The sequence below is a fragment of the Agromyces sp. NPDC057679 genome (genome assembly GCF_042799635.1).
Classification (GTDB): Bacteria; Actinomycetota; Actinomycetes; order Actinomycetales; family Microbacteriaceae; genus Agromyces.
Window position 1 is genome coordinate 1,326,883 of sequence record NZ_JBHVIK010000001.1, and the last position, 20,788, is coordinate 1,347,670.

At 70.6% G+C, this 20,788-nt stretch carries 20 protein-coding genes, 3 tRNA genes and 1 pseudogene; 7 read left to right on the forward strand and 17 right to left on the reverse strand.

Annotation, left to right across the window (positions count from 1 at the left end):
* Nucleotides 1-142: 142 nt before the first annotated feature.
* The 7 genes from ACFVAJ_RS05955 to ACFVAJ_RS05985 all read right to left on the reverse strand — a co-directional run bounded on the left by ACFVAJ_RS05955 (nucleotide 143) and on the right by ACFVAJ_RS05985 (nucleotide 7,299).
* Nucleotides 143-215, reverse strand: a tRNA-Arg gene (locus ACFVAJ_RS05955).
* 139 nt (nucleotides 216-354) lie between these two features.
* Nucleotides 355-753: an MmcQ/YjbR family DNA-binding protein gene (locus ACFVAJ_RS05960; protein ID WP_376942066.1), complete on the reverse strand. Its 399-nt coding sequence runs from the start codon at nucleotides 751-753 to the stop codon at nucleotides 355-357.
* Between the two features lie 73 nt (nucleotides 754-826).
* Complete coding sequence (locus tag ACFVAJ_RS05965; RefSeq protein ID WP_376942488.1) at nucleotides 827-1,738, reverse strand: carbohydrate ABC transporter permease; 912 nt, start codon at nucleotides 1,736-1,738, stop codon at nucleotides 827-829.
* Between the two features lie 68 nt (nucleotides 1,739-1,806).
* Nucleotides 1,807-2,790, reverse strand: coding sequence for a carbohydrate ABC transporter permease (locus tag ACFVAJ_RS05970; RefSeq protein WP_376942068.1), 984 nt, complete (start codon nucleotides 2,788-2,790; stop codon nucleotides 1,807-1,809).
* A gap of 130 nt (nucleotides 2,791-2,920) precedes the next feature.
* Nucleotides 2,921-4,282 (reverse strand): ABC transporter substrate-binding protein, encoded by a 1,362-nt coding sequence (locus tag ACFVAJ_RS05975; protein WP_376942070.1) that lies wholly within the window; start codon nucleotides 4,280-4,282, stop codon nucleotides 2,921-2,923.
* Nucleotides 4,283-4,352: 70 nt separating this feature from the next.
* Nucleotides 4,353-6,029 (reverse strand): alpha-amylase family glycosyl hydrolase, encoded by a 1,677-nt coding sequence (locus ACFVAJ_RS05980; protein ID WP_376942490.1) that lies wholly within the window; start codon nucleotides 6,027-6,029, stop codon nucleotides 4,353-4,355.
* Between the two features lie 250 nt (nucleotides 6,030-6,279).
* The gene (locus ACFVAJ_RS05985) at nucleotides 6,280-7,299 is read right to left on the reverse strand and encodes a LacI family DNA-binding transcriptional regulator (RefSeq protein ID WP_376942072.1); all 1,020 of its coding nucleotides are present in this window, start codon (nucleotides 7,297-7,299) and stop codon (nucleotides 6,280-6,282) included.
* Between the two features lie 124 nt (nucleotides 7,300-7,423).
* Between ACFVAJ_RS05985 and ACFVAJ_RS05990 the strand changes: the two genes are divergently transcribed.
* Entirely contained in the window at nucleotides 7,424-8,140 is a 717-nt protein-coding gene (locus ACFVAJ_RS05990) for a DUF6766 family protein (protein ID WP_376942074.1), read from the forward strand.
* A 30-nt stretch (nucleotides 8,141-8,170) separates the two neighbouring features.
* Here ACFVAJ_RS05990 and ACFVAJ_RS05995 read toward each other — a convergent pair whose 3' ends face one another.
* Nucleotides 8,171-8,647 (reverse strand): DUF4383 domain-containing protein, encoded by a 477-nt coding sequence (locus ACFVAJ_RS05995; protein WP_376942076.1) that lies wholly within the window; start codon nucleotides 8,645-8,647, stop codon nucleotides 8,171-8,173.
* Nucleotides 8,648-8,828: 181 nt separating this feature from the next.
* Here ACFVAJ_RS05995 and ACFVAJ_RS06000 point away from each other — a divergent pair, with 181 nt between their 5' ends.
* Nucleotides 8,829-9,152, forward strand: a complete 324-nt coding sequence (locus ACFVAJ_RS06000; protein WP_376942078.1) for an ATP-dependent DNA ligase — start codon at nucleotides 8,829-8,831, stop codon at nucleotides 9,150-9,152.
* Between the two features lie 9 nt (nucleotides 9,153-9,161).
* Here ACFVAJ_RS06000 and ACFVAJ_RS06005 read toward each other — a convergent pair whose 3' ends face one another.
* Entirely contained in the window at nucleotides 9,162-9,380 is a 219-nt protein-coding gene (locus ACFVAJ_RS06005; RefSeq protein WP_376942080.1) for a hypothetical protein, read from the reverse strand.
* A gap of 153 nt (nucleotides 9,381-9,533) precedes the next feature.
* Between ACFVAJ_RS06005 and ACFVAJ_RS06010 the strand changes: the two genes are divergently transcribed.
* The gene (locus ACFVAJ_RS06010) at nucleotides 9,534-10,064 is read left to right on the forward strand and encodes an SRPBCC family protein (protein WP_376942082.1); all 531 of its coding nucleotides are present in this window, start codon (nucleotides 9,534-9,536) and stop codon (nucleotides 10,062-10,064) included.
* A 141-nt stretch (nucleotides 10,065-10,205) separates the two neighbouring features.
* On the opposite strand, the pseudogene ACFVAJ_RS06015 reads toward ACFVAJ_RS06010, so the two are convergent.
* Both ACFVAJ_RS06015 and ACFVAJ_RS06020 read right to left on the reverse strand, forming a co-directional pair.
* Nucleotides 10,206-10,508: pseudogene (locus ACFVAJ_RS06015) on the reverse strand (hypothetical protein); the annotation flags it as partial.
* 117 nt (nucleotides 10,509-10,625) lie between these two features.
* The gene (locus tag ACFVAJ_RS06020) at nucleotides 10,626-10,790 is read right to left on the reverse strand and encodes a hypothetical protein (protein WP_376942084.1); all 165 of its coding nucleotides are present in this window, start codon (nucleotides 10,788-10,790) and stop codon (nucleotides 10,626-10,628) included.
* Between the two features lie 182 nt (nucleotides 10,791-10,972).
* Between ACFVAJ_RS06020 and ACFVAJ_RS06025 the strand changes: the two genes are divergently transcribed.
* Genes ACFVAJ_RS06025 through ACFVAJ_RS06035 form a run of 3 tightly spaced genes read left to right on the forward strand, consistent with a single transcriptional unit; the run spans nucleotide 10,973 to nucleotide 13,163 of the window.
* Entirely contained in the window at nucleotides 10,973-11,863 is an 891-nt protein-coding gene (locus ACFVAJ_RS06025; RefSeq protein ID WP_376942086.1) for an SDR family oxidoreductase, read from the forward strand.
* A gap of 37 nt (nucleotides 11,864-11,900) precedes the next feature.
* The gene (locus ACFVAJ_RS06030; RefSeq protein ID WP_376942088.1) at nucleotides 11,901-12,167 is read left to right on the forward strand and encodes a Rho termination factor N-terminal domain-containing protein; all 267 of its coding nucleotides are present in this window, start codon (nucleotides 11,901-11,903) and stop codon (nucleotides 12,165-12,167) included.
* Nucleotides 12,168-12,188: 21 nt separating this feature from the next.
* Nucleotides 12,189-13,163 (forward strand): DNA topoisomerase IB, encoded by a 975-nt coding sequence (locus tag ACFVAJ_RS06035; protein WP_376942090.1) that lies wholly within the window; start codon nucleotides 12,189-12,191, stop codon nucleotides 13,161-13,163.
* A 31-nt stretch (nucleotides 13,164-13,194) separates the two neighbouring features.
* Here the strand turns inward: ACFVAJ_RS06035 and ACFVAJ_RS06040 are convergent, their stop codons facing one another.
* Complete coding sequence (locus ACFVAJ_RS06040; protein ID WP_376942091.1) at nucleotides 13,195-15,714, reverse strand: ATP-dependent DNA ligase; 2,520 nt, start codon at nucleotides 15,712-15,714, stop codon at nucleotides 13,195-13,197.
* 82 nt (nucleotides 15,715-15,796) lie between these two features.
* Here ACFVAJ_RS06040 and ACFVAJ_RS06045 point away from each other — a divergent pair, with 82 nt between their 5' ends.
* Entirely contained in the window at nucleotides 15,797-16,675 is an 879-nt protein-coding gene (locus ACFVAJ_RS06045) for a Ku protein (RefSeq protein WP_376942092.1), read from the forward strand.
* A gap of 98 nt (nucleotides 16,676-16,773) precedes the next feature.
* On the opposite strand, the gene ACFVAJ_RS06050 is transcribed toward ACFVAJ_RS06045, so the two are convergent.
* The 5 genes from ACFVAJ_RS06050 to ACFVAJ_RS06070 all read right to left on the reverse strand — a co-directional run bounded on the left by ACFVAJ_RS06050 (nucleotide 16,774) and on the right by ACFVAJ_RS06070 (nucleotide 20,750).
* The gene (locus ACFVAJ_RS06050) at nucleotides 16,774-17,214 is read right to left on the reverse strand and encodes a hypothetical protein (RefSeq protein WP_376942093.1); all 441 of its coding nucleotides are present in this window, start codon (nucleotides 17,212-17,214) and stop codon (nucleotides 16,774-16,776) included.
* A gap of 447 nt (nucleotides 17,215-17,661) precedes the next feature.
* Nucleotides 17,662-17,750: transfer RNA gene (locus ACFVAJ_RS06055), tRNA-Ser, on the reverse strand.
* A gap of 128 nt (nucleotides 17,751-17,878) precedes the next feature.
* A complete protein-coding gene (locus ACFVAJ_RS06060; protein WP_376942095.1) occupies nucleotides 17,879-19,171 on the reverse strand; it encodes an LCP family protein in 1,293 nt (430 codons plus the stop codon).
* A gap of 28 nt (nucleotides 19,172-19,199) precedes the next feature.
* Nucleotides 19,200-19,284: transfer RNA gene (locus tag ACFVAJ_RS06065), tRNA-Ser, on the reverse strand.
* Nucleotides 19,285-19,409: 125 nt separating this feature from the next.
* Complete coding sequence (locus ACFVAJ_RS06070) at nucleotides 19,410-20,750, reverse strand: LCP family protein (protein WP_376942097.1); 1,341 nt, start codon at nucleotides 20,748-20,750, stop codon at nucleotides 19,410-19,412.
* Nucleotides 20,751-20,788 lie beyond the last annotated feature (38 nt).

Genomic DNA, 20,788 nt, shown 5'->3' on the forward strand with positions numbered 1-20,788 from the left:
CCGATCCGTGTCATCCCGGGGATGGCATCGCTGCCATGATGCGCGGTGGATTCCCAGCCCCCGGCCGCCCGGAATTCGGGGTCTCGACACGTCCTCGGAAACGACGAAGGCGGCTCGCAGAGCTGCGAACCGCCTTCTTCCGTGCGCCCGGAGGGACTCGAACCCCCAACCTTCTGATCCGTAGTCAGATGCTCTATCCATTGAGCTACGGGCGCATGGCTTGTCGCCTGCCGCATCATCTGCGATCAGGCAACCAGGTAACTCTAACGCACCGTTCGCGTTCGCGCCAATCGAGCGACCCGGAGCATCGGCGAGGCCCCGCCGCGGCGCCCGCCTGTGCCCGGCCTCTGGCACTCAGCCGCCCGCGTGCTCGGGCCGCTGCGCGTCGAGCGCGGCGAGCTGGCGCCGGTTCGCGACCTGCCGGTAGGAGGTCTCGATGAGTTCGGCGAGGAGCGCCCAGTCGGTGTCGGGCCCGTCGAGGTCGGTCGCCACCCAGCGGTCGCGGTCGTAATAGGGCGGCCCGAAGAACCGCGCGTCCTGCACGAGCGCGGGGTGCTCGTCGGGGTCGGTCTTCACCACGATCGAGAACGGGCGCTCCATGCTCGCCGAGACGTGCACGAAGATCGGCTTCGCCGCCCGGAACGTCGGGCGGCCCCACGCCTCGACCTCGACCGCCTCGGGCAGGTCGAGGCAGAGCGCGCGCACGCGCTCGATGAGCGGATGCCCGGGGTCGACGACGCGGGGGTGCTCCATGCGGGTCACCCTACCCGCGGGCGGCGACGCCCACCACGGCGGAGCGCCCGAGCGGCGCCCCGCCGTGGCATCCTCAGCCCTTGACCGCGCCGCCGAGGCCGGCGCCGCGGAGGAACAGCCGCTGGAACACCAGGAACAGCGCGACCGGGATGAGCGTCGAGATCGCGAGCGCGGCGAGGAAGACGTCGAGCTCGGTCTGCGACTGCACCGCGGGCAGGCGCACCGACAGCGGCTGCACCGCGGGGTCGGGCAGCACGAGCAGCGGCCAGAGGAAGTCCTTCCAGGCGGCGATCACCGCGAACACCGAGACGACGCCGAGGATGGGCTTCGACATCGGCAGCACGATCGACCAGAACACGCGGAAGGGCCCGGCGCCGTCGGTGCGGGCGGCCTCGAACACCTCGCGCGGCAGCCCGTCGAAGAACCGCTTCACGAGCAGGATGTTGAACGCGTTCGCCGCGGCCGGCAGCCACACCGCCCAGTAGGTGTTGAGGAGCGAGGTGTCGATGAGCGGCGGGTGCAGGATCGTGAGGTACAGCGGCACCAGCAGCACGACCGCGGGGATGAACAGCGTCGCGAGCACGAGCGCGTTCAGCAGCGGCGCGTACTTCGGCCGCAGGATCGACAGCGCGTACCCGGCGGTCGTCGCGATCAGCAGCTGGAAGAACCACGATCCGGCCGCGACCCAGATCGTGTTCAGGAAGTACTGGTCGATGTGGATGTCGTTCCACGCCTGCTCGAGGTTCGCCCAGTCGATGCCGTTCGGCCAGAGCGCGAACGGCTGGGAGAGCGTGTCCTGGGTGGGGGTGACCGCCGCCTTGGCCAGCCACAGCAGCGGCCCGAGGCCCGCGACGACGAGCCCGACGAAGAGGAACACGTGGATCGCGCCCATCGACGTGCGAACGCCGCCGCGCCCCCGTTCGTACTCGGAGACGATGCCCCGGTCATTCCCGTCATCGGGCGTGCCCGGCCTGCGCCGCGTCATCCGCGACAGCCGTGCGCGCAGCGTGATGGAGTCCGCCGTCGTGGCGGGGGCGGTGCCCTGCGCGGTGGTCAATTCGTGCTCCAACGGTCGGTCAGCTTGAAGTAGAGCCAGCTCAGGAGGCCCAGGAAGATCGCGAGCATGAGGCTCAGCGCGGTCGCCTCCCCGTAGTCGCCGCCGAGGCTGTTCTGGAAGGCGTAGCGGTAGATCAGCAGCAGCACGGTGAGGGTCGAGTTGTTCGGCCCGCCGCCCGTGAACAGGTACGGCTCGAGGAAGACCTGCGCGGTGCCGATGACCTGCAGGATCAGCATGATGAAGAGGATGCCGCGCAGCTGCGGCAGGGTGACGTGCCAGATCTTGCGCCAGATGCCGGCGCCGTCGACCTCCGCGGCGTCGTAGAGCTCGGGCGGCACCGCGATGAGCGCCGCGAGGTAGATGATGATCGACCCGCCGGCGGCGGCCCACGTCGCCTCGATGACGAGCGACGGCATCGCCGTCGCCGACGACTGCAGCCACGGCTGCGGCGGGATGCCGACCCAGCCGAGCACGGTGTTGAATACCCCGTCGGGACTCGCGTTGTAGAAGACCTTCCAGAGCAGCACCGCGACGACGGGCGGCACGACGACGGGCAGGTAGGCCAGGGCGCTGTACAGGCCCTTGCCGCGGCGGACCTCGCTCATCAGCACCGCCATGAGGATCGGCAGCGGGAACCCGAACACGAGCGCGAGGCCGGCGAAGTACAGGGTGTTGAGCACCGCGGTGCCGAGGTTCGGGTCGCTGAGCACTCGCGCGAAGTTGTCGAGCCCGACCCACACGGGCGGCGTGATCAGGTTCGTCTTCTGGAAGCTCATGACGACCGCCTGCGCGATCGGCCCCCAGCTGAAGACCCCGAAGACGATGAGCATGGGCGCGAGGAACGCGAGGTTCCAGAGCCCGCCGCCGCGCAGCCAGGTCGCGGGGGTGCGGCGATGCCGCCGGCCCGCCTTCGGCGCGGGGGGCGAGGGATGCCGCGGGGCGACGTCGGTCGCGGCATCCGGATCGATGGTGGTGGTCATGATGGTCCTTCCTCGGCCCGACGGTCTCGCCGGTCGAGCAGCGCGGAACGCGGAGCGCGTATCGAGGCCTCGGGGGCGGCCTCGATACGCGTCCTGCTCCGTCGGGCGCTCCTCGACCGACGAGGGTGCACTACTGGTCGAGCAGGGCCTGGGCGTCGACGTCGACCTGCTTCAGCAGCGCGTCGACGTCGGCGTTCTCATCGGTCAGCACGGCCTGCACGAGGTTGTCCATGAGTGCGTAGATCGGCTGGGTCTGGCCCTTGAACTCACCCACCGGCGTCTGCTCGAAGATGCCGTCGAAGAAGCCGGTCATCTGGTCCTGCGGCACGTTGACGTAGGGCGCGATCCACTCCTGCTGCTGGTCCCAGGTGTCCTTGTCGAGCACCGGCAGCACGGGGGTTCCCACTGCCTGGTCGGAGGCGGCGAGCGCCTTCGCGTCGGCGACGGCGGCGTCCTCGTTCAGGAGCTTCTGCATGTAGTACCAGTCGATCCACTCGACGGCCGCGGCCTTGGTCTCGTCGTCGAGCGTGGGCGGCATCACGGCGATGTCGCCGCCGCCGAGCACGCCGCCGCCGTTCTCCGTCGGGATCACGGTGAGGCCGTAGATGTCGGGGCTCATGCCGAAGTCGCGCACGAGCGCCGTGTACACGTCGGAGCCCGAGGTGTACATGCCGACGTTACCGGCGGCGAACTCCTGGTTGATGCTGCCCCAGTCGAGGTCGAAGGTCGCCCCCATCGAGTCGTCCTCCCAGCGGAGGTCGTGCAGGTACTCGAGCGTCGCCTTCGTGGCGTCGTTGTCGATCGTCGAGGTGTAGCTGCCGTCGTCGTTCGCCTCCTGCAGCGACGCCCCGCGGGAGTCGGCCTGCACGGACAGCTGCCAGCCGCCGGTGTTGCCGGCGGCCATCGTCGCGTACCCGGCCTTGCCGGTCTTCTCGGCGATGGTCTTCGCAGCCGCGCGCACCTCGTCCCAGGTGGTCGGCGGGCTGTCGGGGTCGAGGCCGGCCTCCTCGAAGAGCGCACGGTTGTAGTGCAGGCCGTTGGCATACGCCTGGCGCGGGAAGCCGTAGAGCTTGCCGTCACCGCCCGTGACCTCGTTCAGGATGATCGGGTTGAACTTGTCGGAGTAGCCGAGGTCGTCGATCTCCTTCGTGACGTCCATGAGCTGGCCGTTCTCGAGCAGCGTCTTCGAGTCGGTGAACGGCACCGTGAAGACGTCGGGCAGGCTGCCGCCCGCGAGTTGGGCGGCGAAGGTCGGTGCCGTCCACTCGTACTCGAGGCCGACGATGTCGATGTCGGGGTTGTCCTTCTCGAACTGCTTCTCCTGCTCGGCGAAGGCGTCGTAGGCGGCCTGGTCGGCGCCGGGCGGGAAAGTGGCGACGCGCAGTTCGAGCTTGCCGTCGTCGCCGCTCGAGTCGGCGCTGCAGGCGGCGAGCGAGCCGGCGACCACGAGCGCGGTGAGCCCCGCGATCGCGATGCTGCGTGATGACTTCATTGTCCTGTTCCTTTCGGTGCTGTGCTGGGTGGTGCGGATGGTGCGGTTCGGGGTGGTGGGGCGGAGCTGTTCAGGGATGCCTCGGCGCCGGCGCGATGCGCAGCCAGGCTGTCGCATCGCTCGGGAGCAGGCCGGCTTCGAGCGGGGCGCTCGCGAGCAGGATGCTCTCGTGCTCGGGCAGGGCGATCGGCGCCCCTCCCAGGTTCGTGATCGAGACGAGGTCGTCGCCGCGACGGAAGCAGAGCACGTCGGCGCCCGCGTCGATCCAGCTCATGGGCCCGTCGCCGAGGGCGACCTCGCGCTTGCGCAGGCGCAGCGCCTGCCGGTAGAGCCAGAGCATCGACGAGGGGTCGGCCTGCTGGGCCTGCACGGTGAGCGCCGCCCACTCGGCGGGCTGGGGCAGCCACGGGGTCGTGACGTCGGGGCCGAACCCGAACGGGGCCGTGGTGCCGCGCCACGGCAGCGGCACCCGGCAGCCGTCGCGGCCGGGGTCGACACCGCCCGAACGGAAGTGCATCGGGTCCTCGAGCACCTCGCGCGGCAGCTCGACCTCGGGCAGGCCGAGCTCGTCGCCCTGGTAGAGGTAGAGCGATCCGGGCAGGGCGGCGGTGAGCAGCGCCGCCGCCCGGGCCCGCCGGCTGCCGAGGTCGAGGTCGCTCGGCGTGCCGAACCGCTTCTTCGCGAACGCGAACGACGAGTCGTCGCGCCCGTAGCGGGTGACCGGCCTCGTGACGTCGTGATTCGACAGCACCCAGGTGCTCGGCGCCCCGACGGGCGCGTGCGCGGCGAGCATGAGGTCGATCGAGGCGCGGAGCTCGTCGGCCCGCCAGGGGCGCGACATGAAGTCGAAGTTGAACGCCGTGTGCATCTCGTCGGGGCGCAGGTAGGCCGCGAAGCGGGAGGCATCCGGCACCCAGACCTCGCCGACCAGCACGCGGGTGCCGTCGTACGAGTCGGCGATGCGCCGCCACGAGCGGTAGACCTCGTGCACCTCGTCGCGGTCCTCGGTGGGGTGCTGCCCCGGCGCGACCATCTCGGGCACCTCGCCGAGCGCCGGGTCCTTGATGAGCAGACCCGCCGAGTCGATGCGCACCCCCGCGACGCCGCGGTCGAACCAGAACCGCAGGATGTCCTCGTGCTCGGCGCGCACCTCGGGGTGGTTCCAGTTGAGGTCGGGCTGCTCGGGGGTGAAGAGGTGCAGGTACCACTCCCCCGGCGTGCCGTCGGGGTTCACCGTGCGGGTCCACGTGTCGCCCTGGAAGTTCGAGACCCAGCGGGTCGGCATCTCGTCGCCGTTCTGCCCCTTGCCCGGGTGGAACCAGAACCGCTCGCGCTCGGGGCTGCCGGGGCCGGCGGCGAGCGCCTCGCGGAACCACGGGTGCTCGGAGCTGACATGGTTCGGGACGATGTCGATGATGGTGCGGATGCCTCGCGCCGCCGCCTCGGCGATGAGCTCCTCGGCGTCGGCGAGCGTGCCGAAGGCCGGGTGGATGTCGCGGTAGTCGGCGACGTCGTAGCCGCCGTCGGCGAGCGGGGACGGGTACCAGGGGTTGAACCAGAGCGCGTCGACGCCGAGGTCGGCGAGGTAGTCGAGGCGGCTGAGCACGCCGCGCAGGTCGCCCGTGCCGTCGCCGTCGGAGTCGGCGAAGCTGCGCACGTACACCTGGTAGATCACGGCGCTGCGCCACCAGAGCGGATCGCGGGTGAACGCGGTCGGCGCGGTGGCGATGGGGTCGGTGAGCGGCATGGTCACTCGGTCGCTTCTCCTCGAATCGGGCGGGCCTCGTGCCGGACCGTTCGAGACGCCGGCGTCGATGCGGCTCAACGTAATGAGAGCAACAGAATGATGCAACTATTCAACAATCAAGCATCAGTTTGCGACAACTTGCGCCGACTTGCGGCAGCGGCTTGCAGAAACCGTGCGCATCGTCGGTCGCAACAGCGCGCAGCGCCGTATCGGAGACCACCGCACGTGGCCTCGTGACGCTCGTTCGTCGCTACTCGACCGGCGCCGACGGCACGGGCGCGGTCGACGCGCGCACGACGAGCTCGGGTGCGAAGAACACCTCGTCGCCGATCGCCCGTTCGCTCGACATCTGGCGCATGAGGAGTTCGATGATCATCTTGCCCATCGACTCGATGGGCTGCCGGACCGTCGTGAGCGGCGGCTCGGTGCAGTTCATGAGCGCCGAGTCGTCGAAGCCGATCACCGAGACGTCCTCGGGGACGCGGAGGCCGGCCCGTCGCACCGCGCGCACGGCGCCGAGCGCCATCGGGTCGCTCGCGCAGACGATGCCGGTGACGCCCGCGGCCAGGAGCTTCGACGCCGCGGTCTGCCCCGATTCGAGCGAGTAGAACGAGTGCACGACCCGCTCATCGGGAAGCTCGAGTCCGAGTCGCGCCGCCATGGCGATCGCCGCGGCGTGCTTGCGCCGCGACGGCATGTGGTCGCTCGGTCCGAGCAGGATCCCGATGCGCTCGTGCCCGAGCTGCGCGAGGTGCCCGAGCGACTGCTCCATCGACATCGCGTCGTCGCACGAGACGGTCGCGAAGTCGAGGCCGTCGATGGGCGCGTTGACGAGCACGGTCGGGAGCCCGAGCTCGCGGAGACGCTCGTAGTGGTCGTGGTTGACGTCGGCCTGCGCGTACGCCCCGCCGGCGAAGATGACGCCCGAGACCTGCTGGTGCAGCAGGAGCTCGACGTAGTCCGACTCCGAGATCCCGCCCGCGGTCTGGATGCAGAGCACCGGCGTGAAGCCGTTCTGGGCGAGGCCGCCGCCGATGACCTCGGCGAGCGCGGGGAAGATCGGGTTCTGCAGCTCGGGCATCACCAGGCCCACGAGGCGGGCCCGCTCACCGCGGAGCTTCGTCGGCCGTTCGTAGCCGAGCACGTCGAGCGCCGTCAGCACGGCGTCGCGCGTCGACGCCGAGACCCCCGGCTTGCCGTTGAGCACCCGGCTGACGGTCGCCTCGCTGACTCCGACCTTCCGCGCGACATCCGCCAGCCTTCTCGACATGGCCGCAATGCTACGCGAGGCGATGCAAGAACTCGACAATCGCCCGGAACCCGGCCGCACCGTCAAGCCCTTGCCGCCCGGCTCCCGACGGGGCCAGCATCGGAGTGGCACGAAGGGAGCCTCGATGACCCACGACGCCGGCACCGTCGGGCGGCGAGCATCGACCCGCAGCGGCGGTGCCGCCCGCTGGTTGCACGAGCACGCCCTGTTCCTCGTGTGCATGGCGGTCTTCGTGCTGTGCCTCGCCGGCATGGCCGCGAGCGGATTCCAGGTCGCGAACGAGGAACGGCTCGACCACGGCGCCGGACCGCTCGCGCTCGGCGACTACCTGCGGTCGGGGCAGTTCATCGAAGCGACCTTCGAGAACTGGGAGTCCGAGTTCCTGCAGATGGGCGCGTACGTGGTGCTGACGATCTTCCTCTTCCAGAAGGGGTCGAGCGAGTCGAAGCCGATCGGCAGACGCACGCCGCAGGACGACGATCCCCGAACCGCCGAGCTCGGCCCCGGCACCCCCTGGCCCGTCCGTCGCGGGGGGCTCGTGCTCGTGCTCTACGAGAACTCGCTCGCGATCTTCTTCTTCGTGCTGTTCGGGCTCTCGTTCTGGCTCCACGCCGTCGGTGGCGCCGAGGCGTACTCGGAGGAGCAGCGGCTGCACGGGTCGCCCGGGATCTCGGCGTGGGAGTACCTCGGCACCGCGCAGTTCTGGTTCGAGTCGATGCAGAACTGGCAGAGCGAGTTCCTCGCCGTGGCGGCGATCGTGGGGGCCTCCGTGTACCTGCGCCAGCGCGGATCGCCCGAGTCGAAGCCCGTCGCGACCCCGCACCACGAGACCGGCTCGTAGTCACCCGGGCGCAAGTCGGTCGCCACGCGCTCAGGCTCGACCGCCCCGGGTCGCCACGGTGCCGGCCACGCGGCGCGGTCCGAGCAGCAGCCCGAGCAGGATCATGCCCAGCGCGAGCGCCGCGTGCAGCCAGTTGTCGGCGGCGTTCAGCGGCACGAAGTTCGCCGCGTCCTCGCCCGGCACGACGAGCCCGTACAGCAGCAGTGCGGCGTACACGAGCCCGCCGATGATGAGGTAGCCCCGCGCCCCGCCGATGCCCGTCGCGAAGACGAGGCCCGAGACGCCGAACAGGAGGTGCACGATGTTGTGCAGGATCGACACCTGGAACACCCCGAGCACCATCGCCCCCGACTCGTGGCCTGCGAAGACGATCGTGTCGAGCCCGGTGGTGATCCCGGGGATGAAGCCGGCGATGCCGACCAGGAGGAAGACGATGCCGATGATCATCGCCGCCTTCTGGACGGGTGTCTCGGCGTATCGGACGGTGCGGGTGTGCGTGCTGGTCATGATCGACCCCCTCGCGGCCGCCGGGCGGTGCCCCCACCCGGCTCCTTCTCGCATCATGCACCGGACGCGCGGGTGCAGCCAGGGGGTTGATTCACCGCGGGAGGTGTGGGGCTGGGCACGTCGCCATCGGCCTCACGAATCGGCAGGAGCCCCCGGGGTCAGCCCGGTCTAGAGTGCAGACATGGGCAAATTGATCTACAACTCCTCGACGCGGGAGCTCGACATCGACGACCGCACCCTCGCCCACCTCCGGATCGCGATCCTCAACAAGCTACGGCGCTCGGAGAGCTTCGCGCTGACGTGGGAGCACGGCGTCGAGAACGGCAGCGGCCGCACGACGCTGTGGCTGAACGAGTCGATCCCGTTGCAGTTCGTGTTCAGCGGCAACCGCCCGCCGACGCTCAACCGCCTCTGGATCGAGCAGCTGCTGCTGACGGCCAACAGCACGAGCGGCCTTCACTACGTGCCCGAGCCCGCCGAGAGCGAGGAGCTCGAGAACGACTGATCGCTCGCCTCAGTCGACCGGCTCGATCTGCGTGAGCACGAACCGGCGCTCCTCGTGCGTGAGCAGGTCGGGAGCGTGCCCTCCCGAGATGCGCTCGATCTCGGCCGCGACCTCTGCATGGATCGGGGCCTCCAGATCTTCGAGCACGCGGTGCTTCGCGCGGATCGAGAGCTTCGGCCACCAGTCCTCGATCGCCGGTCGTGATGCCTGCGATTCATCGGCGCCCATCGAAACCACCTCCCGGATTCCCGGAGCCGGAAAGCTCCCCCACTCCCGTCTACCAGCCGCGGCGTCGGCTGACAAGCCCCTCGCGATCAGGGCGCCGCGCTGCCTACGGTGGCCACCGGGCGCCGACGGTGCGCCCGGAATGGGAGGATCACCATGAGCACGACCGTGACCGCATCGACCGAGGTCGACGTTCCCATCCGCGTGGCGTACGACCAGTGGACGCAGTTCGCGACGTTCCCCGAGTTCCTGAGCGGCGTCGAGGAGGTGACGCAGCTCGACGACGAGCTCACCCACTGGGTGGTCTCGATCGGCGGGGTACGTCGCGAGTTCGATGCAGACATCAGCGACCAGGTTCCTGACGACCACATCGCGTGGCGGAGCGCCGGCGAGGTGCTGCACCGCGGTCGGGTGCAGTTCGCCCCAGAGGGACCGGACCGCACTCGCATCGATCTCGAGATCGAGTGGCAGCCCGAGGGGTTCGTCGAGCAGGCCGGCGCCGTGCTGCAGATCGACGACCTCCAGGTGAAGCGCGACCTGCACCGGTTCAAGGAGTTCGTCGAGGATCGCGGGGCGGAGACGGGCGCCTGGCGCGGTGAGATCCATCGGGGCGGTGCGACACCGGCGCCCGGGCGCGCCGACACGACCGACGGAACCGTCGGGTCGGACCCCGATCTCAGCGTCTGAGGCGGGGCCATCGGCGAGGGGCCGCGAGGGTCAGGCGGGGCGCGCCCCGTCGCCCGCGGGCTCCGGGGATCGGCCCTGTTCGACCTCCTGCACGTCGACGCCCACCTGCACGGGCTGCTCGACGACGGTCGGGATCGCCGAGGTGTCGAGCTGCTCGGGCACGAGTTGCACGCCACCCGTGCTGTTCGCCGACCGCATCAGTTCCTCGATCCACTGACGGCTGAGCTCGGGCGTCTCGGGCTCGTCGAACACGAAGCGGAGCGGGATGGACTGGTGGATCCAGAGCGTGCTCCGCCCGCGCGGCTGGTCGTCGGTGTGGCGCCACGAGAGGGTGAAGCTCTCGCCGCGCCGCAGCTTCGTGATGATCGCGACCTTGAGGTGCGCGAGCGCCCGGTCCTCGATACCGATCGGCGTGCCGGAATCACCGTAGTAGAGGGTTCCCACGTTCGTCAGCCTATGCCTCTCCGGCGCGCGCGGCGCCCGTCACGGGACGAGCGGCAGGCTCGCCGAGCGAGCGGGAGGCCCGATGGGCCCCCCGCTCGACGCACGTTCGCGTGGGTTTCATACCGTGCGGTTCCCACCGATGTACCGCACCAGGAACACGATGACGGCGATGATGGCGAGCGCCAGGCCGACCCAGAGCAGGAAGTTCAGTGTCGGTACGATCCCGCCGGTGATGAGCAGCGCGACGGCAGCAATGGCGATGATGACGACAAGAATGTTCATGATTCCTCCTTCACGTCCCCGACGCTACGGGTCCCGGGCCGCCCATGCGAGGGGTTGACCTCGCATTGGAACCCCGTGTAAGCGCGTGCACGAGGGGTTCCGCGAGGGCGGCCTCGCACGCTGTCAATCCCCTCGCGCACACCGATCGCGCCGCGTACCGTGGCTCGGGTTCGAGGGGGCGCATGACCATGATGAACGACCGACTGATCGATCCGACCACGAAGCACACCACCGACCGGTTTCCACGGCAGGAACAGGCGCCTCCCGGGCTCACCGAGGCGATGTCACCGCTCCCCGACCACGGCGAGCAGAGCTACCAGGGCAGCGGCCGGCTCGACGGACTCCGCACGCTGATCACCGGAGGGGATTCGGGCATCGGCCGTGCGATCGCGATCGCGTTCGCCCGAGAGGGCGCCAGGGTCGCGATCTCCTACCTGCCCGAGGAGCAACCCGACGCCGAGGAGACGGCGAGCTGGATCACCGACGCCGGCAGCGACCCGTTGCTGCTGCCCGGCGACCTCCGCAGCGAGGCGCACTGCAACGAGCTCATCGAGCACACCGAGCAGGCGTTCGGCGGCCTCGACGTGCTCGTGCTGAACGCGGCCCACCAACGCGACCGCGAGGGCATCGAGCACGTGCCGAGCGACGACTTCGAGACGGTGATGCGGGTGAACCTGTTCGCCCCGGTGTTCCTCGCCCGAGCAGCCGTGCCGCTCATGGAGCCGGGGGCGAGCATCATCACGACCGCTTCGATCCAGGCCACCGAGCCCTCGCCGGCGCTCGTCGACTACGCGATGACCAAGGCGGCGCTCGTCGCGTTCACGAAGGCCCTCGCCGAGGAGCTCGGGCCCCGGGGCATCCGCGTCAACGCCGTCGCACCGGGACCGGTCTGGACGCCCCTCATCCCGGCGACGGGCTGGCCCGACAAGATCACCGACTTCGGCAAGGACACCCCGCTCGGCCGAGCCGGACAGCCGGCCGAGCTCGCCCCCGCTTACGTCTACCTCGCCTCCGACGACGCCTCGTACGTCTCGGGGGCGGTGCTGCCGGTGACCGGCGGACGGCCGTTCTGAACAGCCGGGTCGACGAACGATCAGGAAGGAGCGCACCATGCCCGGACGCAGGAACGCGTCGCTCAAGGATCCGGAGCTCTACGAGGAGCTCCGCGAGGACGGCGCCTCGAAGGAGAAGGCCGCGCGCATCTCGAATGCCGCGGCCGCGCAGGGCCGCAGTGCGATCGGGCGCAAGGGAGGCCAGCACGGCGACTACGAGAGCTGGACGGTCGACGAACTGCGCCGGCGCGCGAAGGAGCTCGGCCTCACCGGGTACAGCGGCAAGCGCAAGGCCGAGCTGATCTCGGCGCTGCGCAACCACTGAGCCAGGCGGAAGGATCGCGCGATGCCGCGGCTGAAGCGGGTCGTGCCCTACGTCTCACCCGGCTACACGCGGGTGAGACGAGGGCGCGGCTTCGGGTACGTCCACAGCGACGGCGGGTCGGCGGGTCGCGCCGAGCGGTCCCGCATCGCCGAACTCGCCGTGCCACCCGCCTGGCAGGAGGTCTGGATCTCGGACTCGGCGAACGCGCACCTGCTCGCGGTCGGCGTCGATGCCGCCGGCCGTCGCCAGTACCTCTACCACCCCGCATGGCGTGAACGGCAGGACGCCGAGAAGTTCCAGCGCATGGCGGAGCTCGCGCGGTCGCTCCCGGCGGCGAGGCGCAGCGCGCACCACGATCTCGCCCTCGACGGGATGCCTCGCGCCCGCGTGCTGGCGGCCGCGTTCACGACGCTCGACCTCGGCGCGATCCGGATCGGCTCGGAGGAGTCGCTCGCGGGGTTCCGGAACCGCGGCCTGACGACGCTGCTCGTGCGCAACGCGAGCCTCGAGGACGAGAAGACGGTCCGCCTCAGGTTCCGGGCGAAGGGCGGCGTCGCACAGCAGCTGCGCATCATCGACACCGGACTGGCTGGTTACGTCGAAGGTGCGGGCGAACGGTCGCGCGCCGCACGGCTCTACGCCTGGACGGAGGGCCGGGTCGCCCGCGCGGCCGCGCCGGTCGACGTGAACGACGACATCCGCGAGCGCACGGGCGGCGAGTTCACGGCGAAGGACTTCCGCACCCTGCGCGGCACCCTCGTCGCCGCTGAGCATCTGGCGCTGATCGGTCCCGCGGGCACGGCACGGGCCCGCGCCGCTGCGGTGCGCGACGCGGTCGAGGCGACCGCCCTGGCGCTCGGCAACACCCCCGCGATCGCCAAGGGCAGCTACATCGACCCTCGGGTCGTCGCGGCGTACGAGCGGGGCGCGGTCGTGGCATCCGGTGCCGACCGAGAGCGTCGCCTGCTCGAACTGCTCACGTCCGACGGCGAGTGAGCGGGCGTCGCCGCCGGGGCGAGACCGCTGCTCATCCCTCGTCCTCGCGACGCACCTCGTCAGGCGACTTGTCGGGCCTGAGGCCGCGCCAGCGCGGGTGGCGGGCGACGCCCGTGCCCGTCCACTCGCTGAACTCGATCTCGCCGACGAGCTCGGGCCGCACCCAGACGGCGTCGACGGCGTCCACCGCGGGCACCTCGACGAACGGCGGATCGCGGCGCACCTCCGCATCGAGCCGGGCGAGCAGGCGCTCGAGCTCCCGCTCCCGGAACCCCGAGCCCACACGCCCCACGTACTCGAGCACGCGCTCCCCATCGGCGCGGTCGCCCTCGACCGGGATGCCGACGAGGAGCGATCGGATGCGCCCGGCCCGGCTCCCGACCCCGCGTCGGTAGCCGCCGACGACGACCTCCTGCGTGCGAGTGAGCTTGAGCTTCACCCAGTCGTCGGAGCGCACGCCCGGGCGGTACGCCGAGCCCGGACGCTTCGCCATGATCCCCTCGAGGCCGAGGAGACGGCTCTCCTCGAGCGCGTCTTCCGGTCGCCCCTCGGCGAGCGCCGGCACCTCGACGGGCACCCCGCGCCGCGGCCGCACGAGCGTCTCCAGGCGGGCCCTCCGCACCCGGTACGGCTCGTCGACGAGCGACTCGCCGTCGGCCTCGAGCACGTCGAAGAGCAGCAGGCGCACCGGCACGGATGCCGCGACTGCGGCGATCTCGCGCGGCTTCGTCAACCCCATCCGCTGCTGGAGCACGCCGAAGTCGGGCCGGCCCCCGGGGTCGAGCGCCACGATCTCGCCGTCGAGCAGGGCATCACCGTCGATCAGTTCGGGCAGCCGATGCAGTTCGGGGTAGCGCGCGGTGACATCGATCCCGTTCCGGCTCGACAACCGCACCCGACCGCCCTCGACCCTGGCGAGCGCGCGGATCCCGTCCCACTTCCATTCGAGCGCCCAGTCCTCGCCGTGCAGCATGCCGAGCGTGCCTGGAGTCGCGAGCATCGGCGCCTCACGCACTGGCGACGTCGACGACACGGCGTCGCTCATCGACCCGGCGTCGCTCGTCGACCCGGCGTCGCTCGTCGACCCGGCGTCGCTCATCGACCCGGCGTCGCTCGTCGACCCGGCGTCGCTCGTCGAGCCGCTCGACCGCGGTGCCCGGACGGACGAGCCCCCCTGCTCCTTCATCCGGTGCAGCAGCCACGAGCTCTTCTCGCCGCTGCCGTCGGTGCGGATGAGCACGAGCCGCACCCGGCCGAGCGGCCCGCCGGTCGATCCCGTGAGCGTGAAGATCACCTCGTCGTCGCGCCACTTCTCGACGTCGTAGGTGCCGGTGTCCCACACGGTCATCGAGCCCGCCCCGTACTCGCCGGAGGGGATCGTGCCCTCGAAGTCCAGGTACTCGATCGGGTGGTCCTCGGTCTGCACGGCGAGGTGATTCCTCCCCGAGGTCTCGGGCACGCCCTTCGGCACGGCCCAGCTCTTCAGCACGCCGTCGCGCTCGAGCCGCAGGTCGAAGTGGAGACGCCGCGCGTGGTGCTCCTGGATCACGAAGCGCGGCTCCTCCCCCGCCCGCCCATTGCCCGGTCCGCCCGGCATCGGCTCAGGAGTACGGCCCTCCCGACGCATCGAGAGGTACGTCGCGAGCGGGCCGGGCCCCGCGGCATCCGCGAGCCCGGCCATCGGGTCGCCCTGTTCGGCGACCCGCGCGAGCACCTCGTGCGCCTCGAGGTGCCGCAGCCCCGGATCCTCGAGCTCCTCCCAGGTGCGCGGCGCCGCGACCGTCGGCCGCAGCCGGCCCCGCAGCGAATACGGAGCGATCGTCGTCTTCTTGCCGTTGTTCTGGCTCCAGTCGATGAGCACGCGGCCGCCCCGCAGCGACTTGCGCATGCTCGAGACGACCAGCTCGGGGTGATCGGCCTCGAGCGCGCGGGCGAGTTCGTGCGCGACCTCCGACACCTGCTGCGAGGTCTGCGCGCCGTCGAGCTCGGCGTAGAGGTGGAGGCCCTTGCTTCCGCTCGTCACCGGCATCGCCTGGAGGCCCATGCCGGCGATGAGGTCGCGCACGAGCCGGGCGACCTCGGCGCACTCGGCGAGGCCCATGCCGGGCCCGGGATCGAGGTCGAAGACCATCCGATCGGGATTCGACGCGCTGCCATCGGGCGCGAAGCGCCACTGCGGCACGTGCAGCTCGAGCGCAGCCTGCTGGGCGAGCCACACGAGCGTCGCGCGGTCGCCCGCGATCGGGTAGGTCTTCGGGCCGTCCGAGTGCTCGATCACGCCGCGCCGGATCCAGTCGGGGGCGTGGTCGGCGAGCTGCTTCTCGAAGAAGGGCGACTCGGGGGTCTCGCCCGTGCCGACGCCGTGCACCCAGCGCTTGCGCGTGATCGGCCGCCCGGCGACGTGGGGCAGCATGACGGGGGCGATCTCGGCGTAGTACGAGATCACCTCGCCCTTGGTCATGCCCGACTCGGGATACATGACCTTGTCGAGGTTCGTCAGCCTGAGCCTCCGGCCGTCGACCTCGACGAGTTGCCGCTCCCCATCGGCCATGCCCCCATCTTGGCGTCTCGCGCCCGCGCTGTCGAAGGGCTCGGGGTTCCCACGAGGCATCCCCGGGTGTGTACTAGGGGGTATGCGAGCCGTCTGGAAGGGGGCGGTCACATTCGGCCTCGTCAATGTGCCCGTCAAGTTGTACAGCGCCACCGAGGATCACGACGTGTCCCTGCACCAGGTGCACGACGAGGACGGCGGGCGCATCAGGTACCAGCGCAAGTGCGAGGTGTGCGGCAAGGTCGTCGCCTATCAGAACATCGACAAGGCCTACGACGACGGCGAACGCACCGTCGTCATCACCGACGCCGACCTCAAGGCGCTGCCCGCCGAGCGCAGCCGCGAGATCGAGGTCGTCGAGTTCGTGCCGAGCGAGCAGATCGACCCGATCATGCTCGACCGCAGCTACTACCTCGAACCCGACTCGGCCTCGAACAAGGCGTACGTGCTGCTGCGCGAGACGCTCGAGTCGACCGACCGCACCGCGATCGTGCAGATGGCGCTGCGGCAGAAGACGCGCCTCGCGGCGCTCCGCGTGCACGGCGACGTGCTGGTCGTGCAGACCCTCCTCTGGAGCGACGAGGTGCGCGCGGCCGAGTTCAAGAGTCTCGACGAGCCCGTGAAGATCTCGGCGAAGGAGCTCGACCTCTCGAAGCAGCTCGTCGAGAGCCTCGTCTCCGACTTCGATCCCGAGCAGTACGTCGACGAGTACCAGCAGGAGCTGCGCACGCTCATCGAGGCGAAGCTCGAGCAGGGCGAGACGCTCGACACGGCGGCGACGTTCGGCGAGGAGCCCGAGGAGGAGCAGGGCGGCGAGGTCATCGACCTCATGGAGGCGCTGCGGCAGTCGATCGCTGCGAAGCGCGGCGGCAAGGGCGACGAAGCCGCGGCCTCCGCGAAGAAGAAGGCGGCCCCGAAGAAGGCGCCCGCCAAGAAGGCGGCGAAGTCGAAGTCGGCCTGAGTGCGATGCCGCCCGGGCGGCATCGCCGTCGCCGAAACGCGAAGCACGCGGCATCCGACGATGGGATGCCGCGTGCTCGCGTACTGGGGATGCCCCGATTACTCGGCCGAGCACACCTCGGTGACGGTGACCGCGGCGGCCTGGATGTCGCCGGTGGCGGCGGCCTGCGCGTCGGCGTCGGCCTCGAAGTCCTCGGTCTCGGTGGTCGGCAGCGTGGCCGCGTAGGTCTCGGCGGCCTCGATCTTCTCCTGCAGCCCGTCGAGCGCCTCGGCGAGCTTGGTGTCGTCGGCGGCCTGCTCGTCGAGCTCGTCGACGCGCTCGGAGTACCCGTCGAGCTTCTCGAGGAGCGCAGCCTGCTCGGTCGAGGTGAGGATGGCGTTCTGCGCGCCGTTCGAGATGTCGCGCACGGCGACCCGGACGACCTCGCAGTCGTCGCTGCCGCCCTGGGCGGCGGTGTTGTCGTCGCTGCTCGTGGCGCACCCGGTGAACAGCAGTGCGGCGGCGAAGACGAGCGCGGTGGACGTGATGATTCGTTGCATGGTGCAGTTCCCCCTGAATTCAGTGACCCGAAGAGTCTAGCGACGGCGTCGGACACCCGCCGGGGGTGGCGCTGCCGGGGCCCGGGCGCTACGCGCAGCGGCACAGCGGTGGTTCTCGGTCATCGATTCCGGTTTCGTGGGTGGTCGGGATCGTCGGACGGGCGATACGACCGTAGCGAACGCGAGCGCCTCCCACGCGCGGCCGGTGGCGCACCGAGGCACCCGCCCCCGGGTATGGGGTGCTTCAGGTTGCCGAGCAGGAGGGAGCACATGACCGACGCCGAGACGACCGCCGAGGACCGACCGGCCGCAACACCGTCCGCGCGGACCAGACCCCGGTCGACCCGCAACCGGTGATCATGGATCCGCCGCAGGCGCCATTCGAACAGTGATGCACCCGGAGACAGCGAAAGCCCCCGCGAACCGCGGGGGCTTCTCTGGTCTGTGCGGAGACGGCGGGATTTGAACCCGCGGTCCCCTTACGGGGACTCCACCTTAGCAGGGTGGTGCACTCGACCGGACTATGCGACGTCTCCTCGCGGGTGCGCACGCGCACACGCGACTGTCATCATAACCCGACGACCGCCGGAATGACGATTCGGCCGGGTGCGAGCGCCCCGCGAGCGTCCGCCCGGTCGCCGAACGACCCGATCCGGCCGCCCGCCTACTGGTCTTCGAGGGTGCGTCCCGCCGAGCAGCGCGTCTCGGCCGCCGTCTGGCCGGTGACGTCGGTCGGCAGCGCCTCGGTCGTGGGCGCCGGAGTCGCCGGGGTCTCGGCGGCCGGCTCCTCGGCGGCGGGCTCCTCGGCGGCCGCCTCACCCTCGGCCGGCACGGCCGTGGGGTCGCCGGCCGACGCGAACGAGGCCTCGTCGGCGTCGGGGTCGAAGACGACCGGGGTGTCGTTCTGCAGCGCGAGGTTCACGATCTCGGCCGAGTCGCTCGGGATGACCCCGCCGTCGGTGGTGCCCGTCGGGTACTGGATGAACGCGATCTTCGAGAGGTCGATGTCCTTCATCGCCTTGGCGATCGAGACCATCGTCGTGGGGTTCGCGAGCGAGTCGGAGAGTTCCATGTTCGCGAGCGCGGCCTTGGCGATCGAGTAGAGCGCGACCGGGTCGCTGAGCGTGCCACCGGACTGCAGCTTGCGGGCGAGCGCTGACATGAACACCTGCTGGTTCGAGATGCGCCCGAGGTCGGAACCGTCGCCGACGCCGTGGCGCGTGCGCAGGAACTGCAGCGCCTCGAGCCCCTTGAGCTCGCGCATGCCGGCTGGGAGGTAGAGGTCGGTGTGCTCGTCCTCGATCGGTTCTGCGATGCAGACCTCCACGCCGCCGACGGCCTCGCTCATGGCGGCGACGCCCAGGAACTGCACCGTGCCCGCGAAGGGGATCGTGACGCCGGTGAGCTGCTCGACCGTCTTCACGACGCAGCCGAGCCCGCCGTAGTCGAGCACCGAGTTGATCTTCACGCCGTACTGCTCGTAGAGCGGCTCGCCGGCGGGGTCTTCGGGGTCGGTGCACGCGGGAACGTCGACGAACATGTCGCGGGGGAAGCTGATGACCTCGACGTGCGAGTGGTCCTCCGAGATGTGCATCAGCATCGTGACGTCGTTGAGCACGGCGGTCTCTTCGTCGGGGTCGCCGAAGCCGTCGCCCTGGCCCTCACGGCTGTCGCTGCCGACGAGCAGCAGGTTCACGCCGCCGGGCATCGCGCCCACGTCGGGCACGCCCTCGAGTACGTCCTCGTTGCCGAGCGAGACGGTCGGCTTCACGGTGCTCGCGAGATCCCATGCCGCGTACGCCGCGACGGCGCCCCCGGAGACGAGGGCGACCGAGAGGCCGATGCCGACGACCTTCCCGAGGGTGCGGCCGATCGAACGGCGACGGAGCTTGCCGTGGTGCGCCACCGCGGGGTTCTTCGCGGCACGCCGCGAGCTGGGTCGCAACGCTTCGTTCACCGGGATCCTCTCGTGTGTGGTGGTCGCGCGGAGGGCGTGGGATTCGAACCCACGAGACATTTCTGCCCACTGGTTTTCAAGACCAGCTCCATCGGCCGCTCGGACAGCCCTCCTCGCCCGCGCGACGTCCCGTCGAGGGATTCGTCGTACAGGCAGGCCCCGATTCTAGCCGAATCGCGTTCCGTTCAGCCTCGCAGGCACTCCTGAGAGAGCGCTGAAGCGGGGGCGGGTGCCTCCCTCAGCCGTCGTTCGAGGTGGTGCATCGCACCTCGTCGCCGGTGAGTCCGGTGATGTCGGGCGGCAGCTGCTCGGCGGGCGGCGCCGACGCGGTGGCATCCGGTGCGGGCGCCTCCGGCGTCTCCTCGGCAGGAGTTCCCGCAGGGGCCTCCGTCGCCGGGTCGGCGGGGGCCGTGCCGAACTCGGCGTTCTCGTTCGCCGTCGGATCGAGGACGACCGGGCGATCCTCCTGGAGGGCCAGGTTCACGGCCTCGCCGGAGTCGGCCGGGATCACGTGCTGGCCGTCGCCGTACTCGACCGTCGGGTACTGGATGAAGGCGATCTTCGACAGGTCGACGTCCTGCAGGGTGCGCGCGATCGACATGAGCACCGTGGGGTTCTGCAGGAAGTTCGACAGCTCCATGTTCGAGAGCACCGCCTTGGCGATCGAGTAGAGCTTCACCGGGTCGGTGAGCGTGCCGCTCGACTGCAGCGTGCGGGCGAGCGAGGCCATGAACGCCTGCTGGCTCGCGATGCGGGCGAGGTCGCTGCCGTCGCCGACCGAGTGGCGCGTGCGCAGGAACGCGAGCGCGTCGTAGCCGGCGATCGTGCTCCTGCCCGCCGGGAGGTGGAGCCCCGAGTCGATGTCGTCGATGGGATCGACGAGGCAGACCTCGACACCGCCCACCGCGGACGAGAGCGCGGCGACGCCCTTGAACTCGACGACCCCGCCCACGGGGATCTTCGTTCCGGTGAGCTGCTCGATCGTCATCACGACGCAGTTCAGCCCGCCGTGCTCCAGCACGCTGTTCAGCGGCACCTCCGACATCGCCGAGAGCGGGCCCGTCGCGGGGTCTTCCGGGTCGGGGCACTCGGGCACCGCGACCATCATGTCGCGCGGAAAGCTCACGACCTCGACGTGCGAGTGGTCCTGCGAGATGTGCAGCAGCATGTTGACGTCGTTCAGGGTGCCCGAGTCCACTTCGGGGTCGCCGAACGAGCCGTCCTTCGGCCGCTCGTCGCTGCCGACGAGGAGGAAGCTGAGGCCCCCGTCCATCGCGCCGATGTCGGGCACGCCCTCGAGGATCTCCTCGTTCGCGAGCGTGACGCCGCTGCCCACCGATCCGACGAGATCGGCGGCCGCGTAGGCGCCGACGGCCCCCGCGCTCACGAGCAGCACGGCGGCGGCGGATGCCACGAACTTCACCGCGGTGCGCGGCCCCGTGTGCCGGGGCAGGCGCCCGTGACGGGTCGGAACTTGCGCCCCGCCCGCCGAATCGGGGGCGGTCGCCTCCGCCGTCTCGGGGGCCGCCTGCTCCGAGTCGCTCGTTCCAGGCGCCTCCGGCGCCGTATCCTGCCCCATGTCGCCCTTCCCCTCGGCACGATCGATTCTATTCGCGC